The sequence below is a fragment of the Sphingopyxis soli genome, assembly GCF_018682675.1.
GTDB classification, from domain to species: domain Bacteria; phylum Pseudomonadota; class Alphaproteobacteria; order Sphingomonadales; family Sphingomonadaceae; genus Sphingopyxis; species Sphingopyxis soli.
In genome coordinates this window covers 1-14,246 of record NZ_JAFMTR010000065.1, presented here as the reverse complement: position 1 = coordinate 14,246, position 14,246 = coordinate 1, and the positions used below count along the sequence as shown (strand labels likewise).

The following is a 14,246-nucleotide window of genomic DNA, read 5'->3' as shown; positions in this document are numbered from 1 at the left end:
CTGGCGCAGCGGCACGATCCGCGACAGCGACTATCCGCGCGAAGCCAGCCGCGCCAGGGTCGGCGGCGAGGTCGAGGTTCGCTTCACCATAGAAGCGACCGGACGGGTGACGGGATGCCGCGTCAGCCGATCGAGCGGCGATGCGTCGCTCGATGCGACGACCTGCCGCCTTATCGAAGAGCGCTTTCGTTTCAAGCCTGCAACCAACGCGGCGGGCGAAGCGATCCGTAGCTCCTATGGCTGGCGGCAAAGCTGGTGGCTCGAGCGACGGAACTGACGTGCTTTCGCTATGCCATCAGGCGAGACCACAATTTGCGACAGTATCGCGAACTATTATCAATAGCGATTGACATTGCGAACGACTCTCAATAGCGGCGTGGACGACCAAACCAAAACAAGGGGGTTATCCGTGAAAACTTCGTCCGCCTCGTTCCTCGCTCTCTCCTGCGTGGGCAGCCTCATCAGTGCACCCGCGCTCGCTAGCGAGGCCGATGCCGCGCAGGACGCACCCGGCGGCCGCACCGACATCGTCGTCACCGGCAGGCTCGCGACCGAAGTCGAATCGCCCAAGTCGACGGCGCCGCTCGTCGATACGCCGCAGACGATCACCGTCGTGACGCAGGAGGTGCTGCGCCAGCAGAATCTGCTCACTCTGCGCGATGCTCTCGCAACGATCCCCGGCATAACCTTCGGCGCCGGCGAAGGCGGCGGCGGCTATGGCGACTCGATCAACCTGCGCGGCTATTCGGCGAACAACGACCTGACCGTCGACGGTGTCCGCGACAGCGCCCAGTACAGCCGTACCGACCCCTTCAACCTGCAGCAGATCGAAGTGTACAACGGCGCCAACTCGGTCTTCAACGGATCGGGAAGCGTTGGCGGAACGGTCAATCTCGTCAGCAAGATCCCCTTCTCGCGCAACGCGACGACCTTGCAGGCCGCGGTCGGCACCGACAATTACTACCGCGCGTCGGTCGACAGCAATTGGCGCCTGAACGACCTGATCGCCGTGCGCCTCAACGCGATGTATCACGAGAATGACGTTCCGGGCCGCGACGTCGAATCCTATCAGCGCTGGGGGGTCGCGCCGTCGATCACGATCGGCGTCGACAGCGACACCAGCCTGACGCTCGCCTATATCCACCAGGACGACGACAACACGCCGATCTATGGCGTGCCCTTCTTCCTCAGCAGCGTGAATGACGGCCCGCTGCCGGGCGTCGACGACAGCGACTATTTCGGCATCGTCAATCTCGACGAGCAGAAGACGAAAGTGAATCGCCTGACCACGACCTTCCGCCATGCGTTCAGCGAGAATGTGTCGATCCGTAACCTCACCCGCTGGCAGCGTGTCCACCAATATAGCCAGACCAGCGCACCGCAGGGCGTCTTCTGTCTCGCGAATGGCCTGCAACCCGTGGGCTCGGGCCCGACGCCGACCGTCGGTATCGCTTGCCCCGCAGGTCAGAACACCCCCGGCACCTATTATCCCAGCGGTCCGCGCGGCCTCGTCCGCGATCAGGTCAACGACCTGCTCCACAACCAGACCGACCTCACCGTCGTGACCGGAGAAGCCGGGGGTACGCGTAACACGCTGGTAATCGGCGCCTCCATCTCACGCGAAGACTATAAAATCACGACCGCGTCGCTGGCGCGAAACCCCAATGGGTCAGCGGTGACGCTGCCGCCGATCGATCTCTTCGATCCCGACACCACATACACCGGCCCGATCAATTTTACCGTGACGGCCCGGTCGAAGGGGCACAGCAACAACAAGGCGATCTACGCCTTCGATACGCTCGAACTCGGCACCCTGTTCGAACTCAATGCCGGCCTGCGCTATGAGAGCAATCGCGCCGAGTTTCGCAACATTCCGCTGCTCGTCGTCCCGCCGGGCACGACCGCGCTGACGCCGGCGCAGCGCCAACCGCAGATCAGCGACGAAAATCTCTTCTCCTATCGCTTCGGCGCCGTGTTCCACCCGATCGAGAACGTCAGCTTCTATGGCGCCTATGGCAACGCCCGGACGCCGTCCTCGGCTACAGTGCGCCTCGGCTGCGGTGTGATCCCCGCAACGGGCGCCGCCGATCCCTGCGCTGTCGCCCCGGAAAAGGCGCGCACCTTTGAAATCGGTGCCAAAGCCGAACTGGCGAACAAAAAGCTTCTGCTGACCGCCGCGCTGTTCCGCAACGAACGCACCAATTTCCGCACGCCTTCGAACGACCCGTCGCTGCCGAACTCGCTTCAGGTTCTTGACGGCAAATCGCGCGTCGACGGCATTGCGCTTGGCGTGACCGGCAATCTCACTCCCGAATGGGCGATCTTTGCCAACTATACCTACCTCGACAGCAAGGTGAAGCAGAGCGTCTCCGACTTCTGTCTCGCCTCGCCCGGCGCGACGGGCTGTGGCAACAGCGTTGCGATCCCCGACCCGCAGGCCGGCGATCGCCTGATCCAGACCCCGAAACATTCGGGCAGCCTGTTCACCACCTACGCTTTCCCGTTCGGCCTCCAGATCGGTTACGGCCTGACCTACCAGGGCCGGTTTGCGACCAACCAGCGCAACCTGCTCCAGCGTACGCAATTCCTGGTCGACGACTATCTCATCCATCGGGCGTTTGTGTCGTATGACTTCGACAATGGCCTGGTCGCGCAGCTCAATGTGACCAACCTGACCAACGAGGATTATTACACCGGCGTCCGCAACAATGTGAACGCGACGACCGGCGCCGTCACCGGCGGCTGGGCCACCCCCGGCGATGCACGCTCGGCGGTGTTCAGCCTCTTCTACAATTTCTGATCGCAAAAGGGCGGGCACGGCGCATTGCTGTTCCCGCCCTTTTCTGCCTAGAAGCGGCGCCATGATCCGCATCATTCCCGACGTACTCGACGCCGACGGTGTCGCCCGGCTCCGCGCCATCCTCGACGCCGCCGACTGGATCGACGGCAATGAAACCTCCGGCCCGCAGGCGGCGCTCGCCAAACGCAACCAGCAGCTCCCCGAATTCGGCGAGCCCGCTGTCGAGGCAGGGCGGCTGGTCCTCGATGCGCTCGGCCGGACGCCGATGTTCATCGCTGCGGCGCTTCCGCTCAAAATCTACCCGCCCTATTTCAACCGCTACGCTGGCGGCGAGACGTTCGGCGATCATATCGACAATGCCATCCGGATGCGGCGCGGCAGCGATTTCCGGATGCGCGCCGACCTCTCGGCGACGCTGTTTCTTGCCGATCCCGGCAGTTACGAAGGCGGGGGCCTCGTCATCGAAGGCATGACCGCGCCCCCCGGGCTCAAGTTGCCCGCCGGGCATATGGTCCTTTACCCGTCGAGCACCGTCCACCGCGTCGAACCCGTGACCACCGGTGCGCGCGTCGCCAGCTTCATGTGGATCCAGTCGATGGTGCGCGATCAGGGCCAGCGCGACCTGCTGTTCGATCTCGACATGGGGGTACAGGGCGCGGCGATGGCGCTGGGCCAGGGCGACGCGACCGTCGTGCGCCTGACCGGCGTCTATCACAATCTGCTGCGACGCTGGGCCGATAGCTAAACCAGCATGTCGCGCCAGGCGCGCGACGTCAATTCGCGGTCGCCGACGAGTATCGCCGCCGCAAGCCCGCGCGCGTCCGCCAACGCGACCCCCTGTTCCGGCCCCAGCACCGTCAGCGCGGTCGCCCACCCATCGGCCATCATGCAGCTGCGATGGAGCACGGTCACCGACGACACGCCGTTGACGATCGGCCGGCCCGAGCGCGGGTCGAAGCTGTGCGAATAGTGCCGGTCGCCGACCGTAAAGCCGCGCCGGTAACTTCCCGATGTCGCGACCGACAGATCGTGCAGCGCGATGCGCCAGGGCTGCGCCGACGACGTCGGGGGCGTTTCGGTGTCGACCCACCAGGGCTGACCGTCGGGCCGAATTCCCTCACCCCTGAGCTCGCCGCCGACTTCCAGCAGGAAATGCCGCACGCCGCTACCGAGCAGCCACTCGGCCGCCAGATCGACGCCATAGCCCTTGGCGATGCCCGAAAGGTCGAGGAACGCCCCTTCGCCGCGGCGCAGTCGCGACGCGTCGGCGTCCCATTCGATGCTGCGGACCGCTCCCTCGCCATCGGCGGGCACCGCGTTCACCGGCCCCGCGCTGCCGAAGCCCCAGCGCTCGGTCAGGCCGCCCAGGCACGGATCGAACGCCCCGCCGCTCGCCGCCGCAATTTCGAGCGCCGCCGAGACGACATGCGCGAGTTCGCCGGGCACACGGATCCATTCGTCCGCCGGCGCGCGGTTGAAGCGCGACAGGTCCGATTCCGGCTCCCACTGGCTCATCTGCGCGACGACAAGGTCGAACGCCGCCTGCACGCCAGCCATCGTTCCTGCCGGCGGCGAGACCGCGTGCAGCGACCAGCTTGTCCCCATGGTCTCGCCGGCGAAGGATGCGATCGCCGCGCACGCGTCGCGCGCCGCAAAAGCGGCCGGCGTCAACGCGCGCGGGATCAGGATGCGGTCGGTCAGGGCGCCAGGACTTCCAGCGTCGTCGCATAGCTTGCCCGGCGCGCGATCGGCGGCGGCGCGCCTTCGTCGCCGCCCGCTTGCGGCGTCGTCACGTTGAGCCAGTACATGCCGGGTTCGGCCCAGTTGATCTCGACCTTGCCGTCGGCATCGGTCTTCAGATGCTGGTCGCCGAGCTGGTCGCGATAGCGGATGCCGCCTGGGATTACCGTCACCGGCAGATCGGCCGCGGGCTTGCCGTCGAGCAGGAACTGGAAGGTCGCCGCCTCGCCCGCGATCAGGTCGTTCGGGTGCGTCACCGGAACGAGCTCGATCCCCTTGCCGACCGGCTTGAACAGCGTCGTCGTCGGCTCGCCCACCGTCACGAAAATCTCGTTGCGGTTGTTCGCCTCGGCGGTCTTCACGTTGGTCGCGCCCGCGGGGATGCGCTCGGCGAGGTTCGCGGCGGTCGTCCCGCGCGGCAGGCGCTCGGTCTTGCCATTGAGGTCATAGCTGCCCATCAGCATGTCGGCGACCGACGCGATGCGATAGGTGCCTTTCTGCGTCAGATGGACGTCGAAGGTGCTGCGATAGCGGCCCGTTGCCTTGTTCTCGATCGCCACCTCGGTCCCGTCGGGCGCCCACGCCTTCATCGCGTCGAGCCGAAGCGGCTGGTGCTCGAAATAAAAGAGATCGTTCGACACCGCCGCATCGACCGTCACCCATACATCGTCGCCCGATAGCACCGTCGACGACGGCATCATCCACTGGCGATGGGCGCTCGCGGGAACCGCCGCCATCGCCGCGATCGCGACCGTCGCGACCAAACCCAGGATCTGCTTTCTCATGTCCCTGCCCTTTCGAAAATTCAGCGGAAGGCAACCGTGACGGCGCCGAGTTCGGTCTTGCCCGCTGCGCGCCCGCCCGCACCGGCCTTCGCGGGCCAGGTGAAGGGAATGCGCAGCAGTTCGCGGCCGCCGACTTCGCGGGCAGCCTCGATCACGAGCGTATAGTCGCCCGCCGCGGTCGCGCCGAGCTGGGCGCGGCTGAACGAGATTTTATGGGCGCCCGGCGCGCGCGTCGCGCCGGTGATGCCGTTTGCGGGGAAGGTCATCGTGCGGCCCGAGGCGCGCCACCATTGCCGCACGTCGCGCAGCCATTTGGTGCCCTCGTTGCCCTTCATGTCATAGTCGTACCAGACCGCGACCGTCTTTGCGGGCGCCCCCGCCTTCTCGACCCAGATCGCGACATAAGGCCGGTGATATTCGGCGACCTTCAGTTGCGGGATGGTAATCGTGACATCCATCGTCGCCGGGGCGGCGGCCGCCATGACGGGTGCGGTTAGCGCCGCGCCCAGCGTTCCGCCGATCAGGATCGTTCGCGATGGCGATTGCATGAAGATTCTCCCTAGTGGATGAAGATGATGGCGATGGCCGCGGGCAGGACGAGCCCTGCGCCGACGAGCGGCCAGGTGCTCTTGCGCTTCGCCGAATGCAGCCACAGCAGGAACAGGCCCGTGATCGCGAAGACCAGGCAGGCGAAAGCGAAGATATCGATGAACAGGCTCCACTCGCCGCCCGAATTGCGGCCCTTGTGGAGGTCGTTGAGGTACGAGATCCAGCCGCGGTCGGTGACCTCGCTGGTTACCGCGCCGGTCGCACGGTCGATCGCGACCCACGCGTCGCCGCCGGGGCGCGGCGCGGGCAGATAGACCTCGTCCGCCGACCATTCGGCCTCGCCCGACGCCTTCACCGGAAAATGGTCCTCGACCCATGTGGCGACGGGTGCGGGGAGCCTGCCCTTGCCGCCCGCCGGATCGGCGCCAAGCTTGGCGAGCACGGCGGACGGCATCTGCGCCCTTTTCTCGACGATCGTCGGCGTTCCCTCGATATCGGCGGCGTGATTGAGCGTGAAGCCGGTGACCGCGAAGAGCACGAGCCCGATCAGGCTGATCGCCGAACTCATCCAGTGCCACATGTGCAACTGTTTCAGCCAGAAGGTCTTGCGGCTCTTCTTGGCGGCCGGTCGCTGGGTCTGGGGTGCGTGCATCTTGAACGGGTCTACCTGAAACGATGCCCGCCATTATCGCGAACGATTCGCAATTACAATTAAAAAGGTCGACCCGACAGGACATTGTGCGCAGCGACCCCGCGGCGCCGAACGCCAGAACCGCGATGGGAGCCCGTCGGTGAGATCGCTGGGATTGAAGGAAGGTGGCGGAGACGGAGTCCGCCTAACTACCGTCCCGATGCATCCGCGATCATTAGAACAGGCTCTGAAAATATGCGATAATCCGCGCTATCAAACTCCGTTCCCGTCCCGTTCTATCCGGTTGCGTTCCCATAAAACCGGCGTATTATCGGGGAACGGATTTGGGAACGGAGATGCCAGCCATGCCCCGCAAGCTTAGCAACGCCCTTACGCCCTTGGCGGTCAAGAATGCGAAACCCGGACGCCATGCGGACGGGGGCGGGCTGCACTTGCTGGTGAAGGAAACCGGCGCGCGGTCATGGGTCTATCGCTTCATGCTCAAGGGCAAGTCGCGCGACATTGGCTTGGGCGCGGCTGGACAAGGCGGCATTTCCCTTGCCGATGCCCGGACGGCGCGCGACGCCCTACGGCTCAAGGTGAAAGCTGGGATTGATCCTCTGGAGGAACGCCAGCGAGAGGCCACAGACGCGCTTGCGGCGGCTCAGGCGGCAGCGATAGCCGGAATTACGTTCAAGGCCGTGGCAGAGGCTTATATCGGCGCGAATGAGGCAAGCTGGCGCAATGACAAGCACCGGCAGCAATGGCGCAACACGCTGGCCAGCTACGTCTATCCTGTCATGGGCGAATTGCCGGTTGCCGAAATTGGCACGGCTCATGTGCTGAAAATCCTTGAGCCGATCTGGCAGGACAAGCCCGAAACTGCCAGCCGCATCCGGGGGCGGATTGAAACCGTGCTCGATGCCGCCAAGGCGCGCGGATACAGAGAGGGCGAAAACCCGGCTCGCTGGCGCGGCCATATCGCGCAAATCTTGCCACCCCGTTCCCGGCTCACGCGCGGTCATCACAAGGCTATGCCGTATGAGGCAATCCCGGCGTTCATGGCGAAGCTGCGCGAGCGGGAGGCAATGGCGGCTCTAGCGCTGGAGTTTGTCATTCTCACTGCCACGCGCACCAGCGAAGTGCTTGGGGCAACTTGGGCCGAAGTCGATTTGGACAAGGCAATCTGGACCGTGCCAGCCACGCGCATGAAGGCGGGCAAGGAACATCGCGTTCCCCTGTCGCCGCGCGCTGTCGAAATTCTGGAGGCCGTGAAACCGCTGGGCAAAGACAACCTGTTTCCAGCCGACAAGGGCGGCAAGCTGTCCACAATGGCCATGTCGATGCTGCTTCGCCGCATGAAGCTGGATTGCACCGTTCATGGTTTCCGCTCTGGCTTCCGCGATTGGGCAGCCGAATGCACCGGCTACGCCCATGAGGTTTGCGAAATGGCGCTGGCTCATGTGATCGGCAACAAGTCCGAAGCGGCTTACCGGCGCGGCGATCTATTCGACAAACGGCGGCGGCTCATGGGCGATTGGGCCACCTATTGCGCCAGCAACGGCGCGGCTGGTGCCAAGGTTTCGCCAATCCGGGGAGAGGCGGCATGAGCGAGGCGCTTTCCCCGCTGGAACTCGAATTGGCCGCTTACAGCCCGCTGGAGCTGGCCGAACTGGACGATACCGTTCGCATTTTGCTGGAGGCCGCGAATGACGGAACGGCGGCTTACGCTGCTGCCCGGCGCGCGGTTTATGCAACCCTGAGGTTCGCAATTTCCAGACGCCTATTGTCCGAGGTGGATGCCAGCCGCACCGCGACAATCATTCCATTTCGGGGGCGGGAATGAAGCATAAACGAATGCAGATTCGCATTTCGTACGGCGCTCAGCCCGCAAACTCGCGGGGGTGGAAGCGGACTAACCCTGGGTGGCCTGATCCGAATGACTGGATCAACCGCCTCTATGATTCCCTGGAGGAGCGTTACAGCGTCTATCAACAAGAAACGGACAGCTTGCTTCGCCGGAACAAGGCGGCGGCAATGCTGGCGCAGGTTTTATCGTCGCTTCACGAACTGCCCCCCTTTCGAGATGGCCACGCACATATGCCTCTCAAAGACTTGCTGATATTTCTGAATGATCTCGACCGTGGCCGCGCGCCGCCGTGGGCAAAGCCAGTCAATTTTGGCGGAACAAGTGTAACGACAACTGCCGAAACGGAATTGCGCCTATGGGCCAACGGCGTAGTGCATGTCCTCTGGTTCACGGGTATGAGCCGGACGGATGCATATAAGGTCGTCGCAAGCGGGTTATCGAAGCATGGACGGAAGGGCAAAGATGGTGGCCCTGTTCCTTGGCGATCTGTTCAGCAATGGTGCCGAAACCTTGGCCATCCCAATACCACCATGATTGGGCAGCGCATAATGGATTGGTGGCAAGTGATGCCCTGCCCACATGGCTACCTCGTTACCAACTGCGAAACCGGTCAGTGGAACTTTGCTCAATGCAAAGATGCACAGGCAATTGCCAAGCAATTTGCGGATGACATTTGGGAATTGCCGCATCTGAGGGACAGGTTTTAACCGTCCTATCGGGCCAAACCGGCATTTCGCGCCAAGACTGTCCTGCAACGTCCGGGCAACCCCGCCTGTGCGTGGCGTTGCCGGACCGGAACAATGGCAAATCCCATTGCAGTAACTATCCCCGATGCAGTGAAGCTGTCGGGGTTGTCGCGCACGTCGATTTATGAAGCGTTGAAGCGGCAGGACATTACCGCCCGCAAGGCCGGGCGGCGCACGTTGATCTCGTTTGCCGATCTCGAAGCCTATTTGGCCAGCCTCCCGACCTATCAGGCGGGGGCATGAGCAATGGCGGCACATATGCAAAACCCCGGCGGGCAGGCCGGGGCTTCGCGCAATCAACTTGGCGGCTGTTTGCATTCCCCCTCTACAGTATCGGATTGGCAGGCTCAAAAGCTTTCCTCCCGTTTCTGCCTCTCGCCATGGATGGCGCGGGATATGGCGCGGCTCTGCTTTGGGGAGGGCCGTGGCAATGACTGACAAGCCCTTTCCCGATCACCGGGCAGCGGCACTTGCCCTGCTTAACGGCAATCACCGGCTTAGCCGCAAGGCCGGGCAATTCCTTGGCCAGCTTGCCGTCGATTCCACGCCCATGAGCGAAGCGCAGGCCGATTGGCTGGGCAAGTTGCTGGACCGCGCGGGCTTGCCGTCGATGGCAGAGGGAGGCGCGGCATGAGCACCTATCCCGATGCACCGGGGCACCGGAACGTAGAAACCTCGATTGCCGCTGCCGATGCCCTTGCGCCCAAACTGGGGCGGCTCCAGCGCATGGCAGAGGGCGCAATCCGCAATGCTGGCGCGCATGGCCTTACCGCCGATGAACTGGCGGCGCGGCTCGATATGGACCGCTGGTCGATCCAGCCGCGCACCAGCGAATTGAGACGCAAGGGGATTATCCGTGACAGCGGGCAGCGCAGGCCGAATAGCACCGGCAAGCTGGCCATTGTCTGGATTGCCGCATGATCTGCGCCGCCATGCCCAAGCCGCACGATTGCGCCCGGCATGGCGGCGCTTTGAAACTCCACCGGGATTGCGGTTTCGGTGGAGTTTCAATTGCACCGCACCAGCCGCAATCGCCCGCAAATCCGCCGATTGCCAGAACTGGCACGGCGCTTGCGATTAATTACCTTACCTCTGGTGTGGCAGCCCTTTCCGCTCGCACTGGCAGGGGTGGCGCGCGTAACCGTGCCGACCGGGAAAGCCATGCACTGACAGCCGCTCAAATTGACAATCTGAGGGCCGCTGAGCGCCATGCCGAAAAAATCAGGCTGCCGTTTACGCGAATGATCTCGATTCACTGGCAGGCCGCTGGAGTGCCCTTGGCTGGCATGGCGAAAGCCACCTACCGCTTTACCGATCTGCTGACAAAGGCGCTGGCCCGGCATGGCAGCCGCACGGCGTGGCTCTGGACGCATGAAAACGTCCCCGGCAATGGCCATGACAAGGGCGGGCACTGTCACTTGCTCATCCATGTACCTGCCGATCTCGTGCCCATTGTTACGGCGCTGCAACGGGGCTGGCTTCGCCGGATCACCGGACAGCCTTATCGGGCGCGCGTGATCCACAGCAAACCGATAGGCGGGCGGCTGGGGCTAGAGACAGGCAATCCCGCTCTCCACGCCATCAATCTGGAGGCGGCGCTTGCCTATGTCCTGAAAGGGGCAAGCCATGAGGCCGCGTCACAATTCAACCTGGAGCGGCTGGAGCCGGGCGGGCGCGTAATCGGCAAGCGTTGCGGAACCTCTCAAAACATCGGCGCGAAGGCGCGCAAGACAAAGGGATGATTATGGCAAAGGGCAAGAAAGCCGATGATGGCATGAAACCTGAAAACGTCCTGACCGTGGAGCAAGCACCCACGGAAACCGGCGCGAGAGCGATGGCACGCAAGCTGCTACAGCCTCAACTGCGCAACGCGGCGACTGCCTCAACATTCGCCATGAAGGTGCTGGGCGATGACGTCGAAAAGCCCGGCATCATGGACTTCCTCGACCACGTGCAAAAGGCGACGGCGAAGGCAGAGGGCGGCGATCTGGCGATTGCCAGCGCAATGCTTGCTTCCCAAGCCGTCACGCTCGACACGATGTTTACGGAACTGGCCCGGCGCGCGGCGATCAATATGGGCGAATACATCAACGCTGCCGAGCGGTACGGGCGCTTGGCGCTGAAGGCTCAGAGCAATTGCCGGGCAACCTTGGAGGCATTGGCCAAGCTACACCAGCCGCGCGAGCAAACCGTGCGCCACGTGCATGTGAACGAAGGCGCGCAGGCCGTCATTGCCGATCAATTCCACCACCATGCCGGGGGGCATCAGAATGAAGAATCCGCCGAACAACCCCATGCAGCCGGAACCGGCGCGGCTGGCAGCAGCCCCGCGATGCTTGGCCACGACGCGCAAGGGAACGGCCTGCCAATCCCCGGCGATCAAGGGGGCGAAGCGATGCCGGATGCACGGCGGCAAGGGCAGCGGCGCACCTGAGGGCAACCGCAACGCATGGAAACATGGCGGGCGCTCTGCCGACACAATGGCAGCCGCTCGATACATGCGTGAGCTTGCGCGGCTGTTGTAGCCTCGATTACCTGCTCACAGGTGGAGCGACTGCCGGAACGGCATAACCAAGCTCTGCTTGGAGAGTCCGCAATACCCAAAGGTTGCCCCAATAGGGCATTGCCAAACCATCCGCCTTGAACGCTTCGTTTGATGCTGCAAGGCGGCTAGCGAGCGTTGCGGCTTGTTCCGGAGAGCAAGTCAAATTCCATTGCCGGATTTGCTCCAGCGTATAGGCCATGCCTTCAACATCGGACATCCCGATCAACTCCGGGACTTGCTGCGCAATCAATTCCTTGTCGTCGTTCAAGGCGAAAGATTCTCTATTCAGTGCAGCGGCTTCGCGCTGTTTAGCCCACCATTGCCTAAGTCCCATGTCAGCTCCCTTCGTCCGGGGCTGATTATCATGGAATGCACGCTTCCGTGAATCTGACTTGTGCATTTCAGTGCCAGTCACATTTGACGTAGAAGCTGCCATTGCCGCTCAGCCCCAGCTTTCGGCCAATTTCAGCCGCGATTTGTCGCGTAGGGTGTGTATCGAACTGCACCCGCACCAGCCGGTAAAGTCGCCTGATCTGGCCTGCCCGGTCTGCAATCCCGATCCGGCGGCATATTGAGGCTATGCGCCTAGCGCCTAAGCTATTGGGGAGCGGTTATGGGAACAAGGCCGATTGACGGCAAAAAACACAATCAAATCAATGGCCGGTGGCGGAGACGGAGGGATTCGAACCCTCGGTACCGGATTTACCAGTACGACGGTTTAGCAAACCGTTGGTTTCAGCCACTCACCCACGTCTCCGCATGGTCTGCCGCGCTAACGGCAGTCTGGCCTCAGGCGGGTCGCTATAGCCATGCGTTTCGCGACCCGCAACGTCAAACATTGCTCTTTTTTGATCTCCGATTGCGCCGTTCGCAGCAAAAATGATTCGGTCTGGCGCAAAATCGACTCGGGTCATCGCCGGTTCATTGCCGAGGATTCACTGTCCGAGTCATGGTTAAGCTGTAACGCGCCGCGGGCGCCGACCGATTTTGGGGGAATTTATGCGTAGAGCCCTTGCCACCTTCACCGCCGCGGCCATCGCTGCGATCGGCCTTGCGCTGTCGCCGCTGCCGGCGGCCGCACAGATGACTTCGGTCGACCCCAACACGGCGATCGACGCCGATCTCGATACTCCCTCGCCGCCTCCGCCGGCAACGCCGCCCGCGAACGACAGCTACAGCAGCGACCTTGCGACGGGCAGCCAGCAATATGACGCGACCCCCGACACGGGCGCGGCAACGCCCCCGGCAACCGTCACGACCGCCGATTCGAGCACGACCTACAAGGAAGACGATCTGATCGGCGCGGCCGAGGGCGTGTTCGGCAAGGGCGCGCAGGGCCTCGCCGGGCTGATCGAGGACATCCTCAAGAAGCAGGGCCAGCCCAACGCCTATATCGTCGGGCGCGAGGCCGGCGGCGCGCTCGGGATCGGGCTGCGCTATGGTTCGGGCACGCTCCACCACAAGGTCGAAGGGGAAAAGCCCGCCTATTGGACCGGCCCGTCGATCGGCTTCGACGCGGGCGCCAACGCGGGCAATACCTTCGTCCTCGTGTACAACCTCTTCGACACCGAGGATCTCTACAAGCGCTATCCGGCGGGCGAAGGCGCCGCCTATCTGGTCGGCGGCTTCAACGCCAGCTACCTGCGCCGCGGCGACGTGGTGCTGATCCCGATCCGCGTCGGCGTCGGCGCGCGGCTGGGCGTCAACGCCGGCTATATGAAGATTCGCAAGAAGCAGAACTGGATCCCGTTCTAAGCCCCGGCGATCTCGCCAAAGGGGCGAACACGGCCCGCGCTTCGGCGCGGGCATTTCCTTTTTGGCCAAGAAGATGCCGAGCGGCGGGTTTCAGCCGCTTTTTTGCCGTTTAAGCCGAGGAATAGGCTTCCTAATTGTGGACGTAGCGAGTTGGTGGCATCATAGCCTGATGAATAACGAGTACCAGCAGGCCAAACGCGATGATTGGCAGACGGCGCTGTATGAAGCGTCCTACCGCTATTCGCTCGCGATGAACGAGCTTCACAAGACAAACCCGTGGCCGGACAATCCCGTTCTCGCTCAAGCAATCAACACCTTGGCCACGGAGCTGTGGGATCGCAGCTTTAGCGTCACCGAAATTACCTCGGCGTTTCGAGAAGCCGCTGCCGATCTGCCACGGTATGCCGCAGGCGATGAGGTTCGCCCTTAGTCCGCCATGCTCCCCTCGGCCTGAAATCTGACCGAGAGCTCACCACCCCAAAAACAGACACGCCTACAAATAGGCCTTTCCTACATTATACCGCTATGCCAGCTTACATCCGGCGGACAAAGGCGGCCTGGCTTGCGGTCGCAGCACGGCGTGCGGGGAGCGTTCGGCACCCCTCCCGGCCCAAAACGCAGGACGCACAAGGCTGAACTTTCCTGAACTTTGCAACTATGCCGCGGCGACCAAGGCGGGCATGACGGCGCTCAACCCCGAAGCCCACACCGCCCCTTAATCCCCGTCGAAAGCGATCAGCGTCTCGCATGCCAGTCCGGCGGCCTCCAGCCGCTGCGAGCCGCCGAGGTCGGGCAAGTCGATGACGAACAGCGCCGCCGCGACCT

General features: G+C 63.3%; 19 protein-coding genes and 1 tRNA gene. 14 read left to right on the top strand and 6 right to left on the bottom strand.

What is annotated here, in order from left to right:
• From J1N50_RS10950 to J1N50_RS10940, 3 genes are all read left to right on the top strand, one after another.
• The coding region (locus J1N50_RS10950; RefSeq protein ID WP_215353495.1) for an energy transducer TonB at window positions 1-277 on the top strand (277 nt) is incomplete at its 5' end.
• 132 nt (window positions 278-409) lie between these two features.
• Window positions 410-2,800: a TonB-dependent receptor gene (locus tag J1N50_RS10945; protein WP_343227865.1), complete on the top strand. Its 2,391-nt coding sequence runs from the start codon at window positions 410-412 to the stop codon at window positions 2,798-2,800.
• Window positions 2,801-2,861: 61 nt separating this feature from the next.
• Window positions 2,862-3,545 (top strand): Fe2+-dependent dioxygenase, encoded by a 684-nt coding sequence (locus J1N50_RS10940; RefSeq protein ID WP_215353494.1) that lies wholly within the window; start codon window positions 2,862-2,864, stop codon window positions 3,543-3,545.
• Here J1N50_RS10940 and J1N50_RS10935 read toward each other — a convergent pair.
• The 4 genes from J1N50_RS10935 to J1N50_RS10920 are packed head-to-tail and all read right to left on the bottom strand — an operon-like array spanning window position 3,542 to window position 6,526.
• Complete coding sequence (locus tag J1N50_RS10935; RefSeq protein WP_246553382.1) at window positions 3,542-4,471, bottom strand: FAD:protein FMN transferase; 930 nt, start codon at window positions 4,469-4,471, stop codon at window positions 3,542-3,544. The genes J1N50_RS10940 and J1N50_RS10935 overlap by 4 nt on opposite strands.
• Window positions 4,472-4,497: 26 nt before the next feature.
• Complete coding sequence (locus tag J1N50_RS10930; RefSeq protein ID WP_215353493.1) at window positions 4,498-5,325, bottom strand: DUF4198 domain-containing protein; 828 nt, start codon at window positions 5,323-5,325, stop codon at window positions 4,498-4,500.
• Window positions 5,326-5,345: 20 nt separating this feature from the next.
• On the bottom strand, window positions 5,346-5,873 hold the full coding sequence (locus J1N50_RS10925) for a DUF2271 domain-containing protein (protein ID WP_215353492.1): 528 nt from the start codon (window positions 5,871-5,873) through the stop codon (window positions 5,346-5,348).
• 11 nt (window positions 5,874-5,884) lie between these two features.
• Window positions 5,885-6,526, bottom strand: a complete 642-nt coding sequence (locus J1N50_RS10920; protein ID WP_215353491.1) for a PepSY-associated TM helix domain-containing protein — start codon at window positions 6,524-6,526, stop codon at window positions 5,885-5,887.
• Between the two features lie 344 nt (window positions 6,527-6,870).
• On the opposite strand from J1N50_RS10920, the gene J1N50_RS10915 reads away from it, so the two are divergent.
• From J1N50_RS10915 to J1N50_RS18095, 9 genes are all read left to right on the top strand, one after another.
• Window positions 6,871-8,115, top strand: a complete 1,245-nt coding sequence (locus J1N50_RS10915; RefSeq protein ID WP_215353490.1) for a tyrosine-type recombinase/integrase — start codon at window positions 6,871-6,873, stop codon at window positions 8,113-8,115.
• Window positions 8,112-8,351, top strand: coding sequence for a hypothetical protein (locus J1N50_RS10910; protein WP_215353489.1), 240 nt, complete (start codon window positions 8,112-8,114; stop codon window positions 8,349-8,351). The genes J1N50_RS10915 and J1N50_RS10910 overlap by 4 nt, the downstream gene beginning before the upstream one ends.
• Window positions 8,348-9,082 carry a hypothetical protein gene (locus tag J1N50_RS10905; RefSeq protein ID WP_215353488.1) on the top strand — a complete coding sequence of 245 codons (735 nt, stop codon included), beginning with the start codon at window positions 8,348-8,350 and terminating at the stop codon, window positions 9,080-9,082. The genes J1N50_RS10910 and J1N50_RS10905 overlap by 4 nt, the downstream gene beginning before the upstream one ends.
• Before the next feature lie 93 nt (window positions 9,083-9,175).
• A complete protein-coding gene (locus J1N50_RS10900; RefSeq protein WP_215353487.1) occupies window positions 9,176-9,364 on the top strand; it encodes a helix-turn-helix domain-containing protein in 189 nt (62 codons plus the stop codon).
• 187 nt (window positions 9,365-9,551) lie between these two features.
• Window positions 9,552-9,755 carry a hypothetical protein gene (locus J1N50_RS10895; RefSeq protein ID WP_215353486.1) on the top strand — a complete coding sequence of 68 codons (204 nt, stop codon included), beginning with the start codon at window positions 9,552-9,554 and terminating at the stop codon, window positions 9,753-9,755.
• On the top strand, window positions 9,752-10,042 hold the full coding sequence (locus tag J1N50_RS10890; RefSeq protein ID WP_215353485.1) for a hypothetical protein: 291 nt from the start codon (window positions 9,752-9,754) through the stop codon (window positions 10,040-10,042). Before J1N50_RS10895 ends, J1N50_RS10890 begins: the two co-directional genes overlap by 4 nt.
• Window positions 10,039-10,863: a hypothetical protein gene (locus J1N50_RS10885; protein ID WP_215353484.1), complete on the top strand. Its 825-nt coding sequence runs from the start codon at window positions 10,039-10,041 to the stop codon at window positions 10,861-10,863. Before J1N50_RS10890 ends, J1N50_RS10885 begins: the two co-directional genes overlap by 4 nt.
• A gap of 2 nt (window positions 10,864-10,865) precedes the next feature.
• On the top strand, window positions 10,866-11,555 hold the full coding sequence (locus J1N50_RS10880; protein WP_246553381.1) for a hypothetical protein: 690 nt from the start codon (window positions 10,866-10,868) through the stop codon (window positions 11,553-11,555).
• Complete coding sequence (locus tag J1N50_RS18095; RefSeq protein ID WP_425516937.1) at window positions 11,500-11,646, top strand: hypothetical protein; 147 nt, start codon at window positions 11,500-11,502, stop codon at window positions 11,644-11,646. The genes J1N50_RS10880 and J1N50_RS18095 overlap by 56 nt, the downstream gene beginning before the upstream one ends.
• Before the next feature lie 6 nt (window positions 11,647-11,652).
• Here the strand turns inward: J1N50_RS18095 and J1N50_RS10875 are convergent, their stop codons facing one another.
• Window positions 11,653-11,934 (bottom strand): hypothetical protein, encoded by a 282-nt coding sequence (locus J1N50_RS10875; RefSeq protein WP_215353483.1) that lies wholly within the window; start codon window positions 11,932-11,934, stop codon window positions 11,653-11,655.
• Window positions 11,935-12,330: 396 nt separating this feature from the next.
• Window positions 12,331-12,423: transfer RNA gene (locus J1N50_RS10870), tRNA-Ser, on the bottom strand.
• A gap of 242 nt (window positions 12,424-12,665) precedes the next feature.
• Between J1N50_RS10870 and J1N50_RS10865 the strand changes: the two genes are divergently transcribed.
• Both J1N50_RS10865 and J1N50_RS10860 read left to right on the top strand, forming a co-directional pair.
• A complete protein-coding gene (locus J1N50_RS10865; RefSeq protein WP_215353482.1) occupies window positions 12,666-13,421 on the top strand; it encodes a DUF1134 domain-containing protein in 756 nt (251 codons plus the stop codon).
• Between the two features lie 169 nt (window positions 13,422-13,590).
• On the top strand, window positions 13,591-13,851 hold the full coding sequence (locus J1N50_RS10860) for a hypothetical protein (protein ID WP_215353481.1): 261 nt from the start codon (window positions 13,591-13,593) through the stop codon (window positions 13,849-13,851).
• Window positions 13,852-14,246: the final 395 nt, after the last annotated feature.

Coding starts and splice junctions, on each gene's coding strand:
- J1N50_RS10940 (WP_215353494.1), top strand. CDS start 2,862: ATGATCCGCATCATTCCCGACGTACTCGACGCCGACGGTGTCGCCCGG.
- J1N50_RS10930 (WP_215353493.1), bottom strand. CDS start 5,325: ATGAGAAAGCAGATCCTGGGTTTGGTCGCGACGGTCGCGATCGCGGCG.
- J1N50_RS10925 (WP_215353492.1), bottom strand. CDS start 5,873: ATGCAATCGCCATCGCGAACGATCCTGATCGGCGGAACGCTGGGCGCG.
- J1N50_RS10920 (WP_215353491.1), bottom strand. CDS start 6,526: ATGCACGCACCCCAGACCCAGCGACCGGCCGCCAAGAAGAGCCGCAAG.
- J1N50_RS10915 (WP_215353490.1), top strand. CDS start 6,871: ATGCCCCGCAAGCTTAGCAACGCCCTTACGCCCTTGGCGGTCAAGAAT.
- J1N50_RS10910 (WP_215353489.1), top strand. CDS start 8,112: ATGAGCGAGGCGCTTTCCCCGCTGGAACTCGAATTGGCCGCTTACAGC.
- J1N50_RS10905 (WP_215353488.1), top strand. CDS start 8,348: ATGAAGCATAAACGAATGCAGATTCGCATTTCGTACGGCGCTCAGCCC.
- J1N50_RS10900 (WP_215353487.1), top strand. CDS start 9,176: ATGGCAAATCCCATTGCAGTAACTATCCCCGATGCAGTGAAGCTGTCG.
- J1N50_RS10895 (WP_215353486.1), top strand. CDS start 9,552: ATGACTGACAAGCCCTTTCCCGATCACCGGGCAGCGGCACTTGCCCTG.
- J1N50_RS10890 (WP_215353485.1), top strand. CDS start 9,752: ATGAGCACCTATCCCGATGCACCGGGGCACCGGAACGTAGAAACCTCG.
- J1N50_RS10885 (WP_215353484.1), top strand. CDS start 10,039: ATGATCTGCGCCGCCATGCCCAAGCCGCACGATTGCGCCCGGCATGGC.
- J1N50_RS10880 (WP_246553381.1), top strand. CDS start 10,866: ATGGCAAAGGGCAAGAAAGCCGATGATGGCATGAAACCTGAAAACGTC.
- J1N50_RS10865 (WP_215353482.1), top strand. CDS start 12,666: ATGCGTAGAGCCCTTGCCACCTTCACCGCCGCGGCCATCGCTGCGATC.
- J1N50_RS10860 (WP_215353481.1), top strand. CDS start 13,591: ATGAATAACGAGTACCAGCAGGCCAAACGCGATGATTGGCAGACGGCG.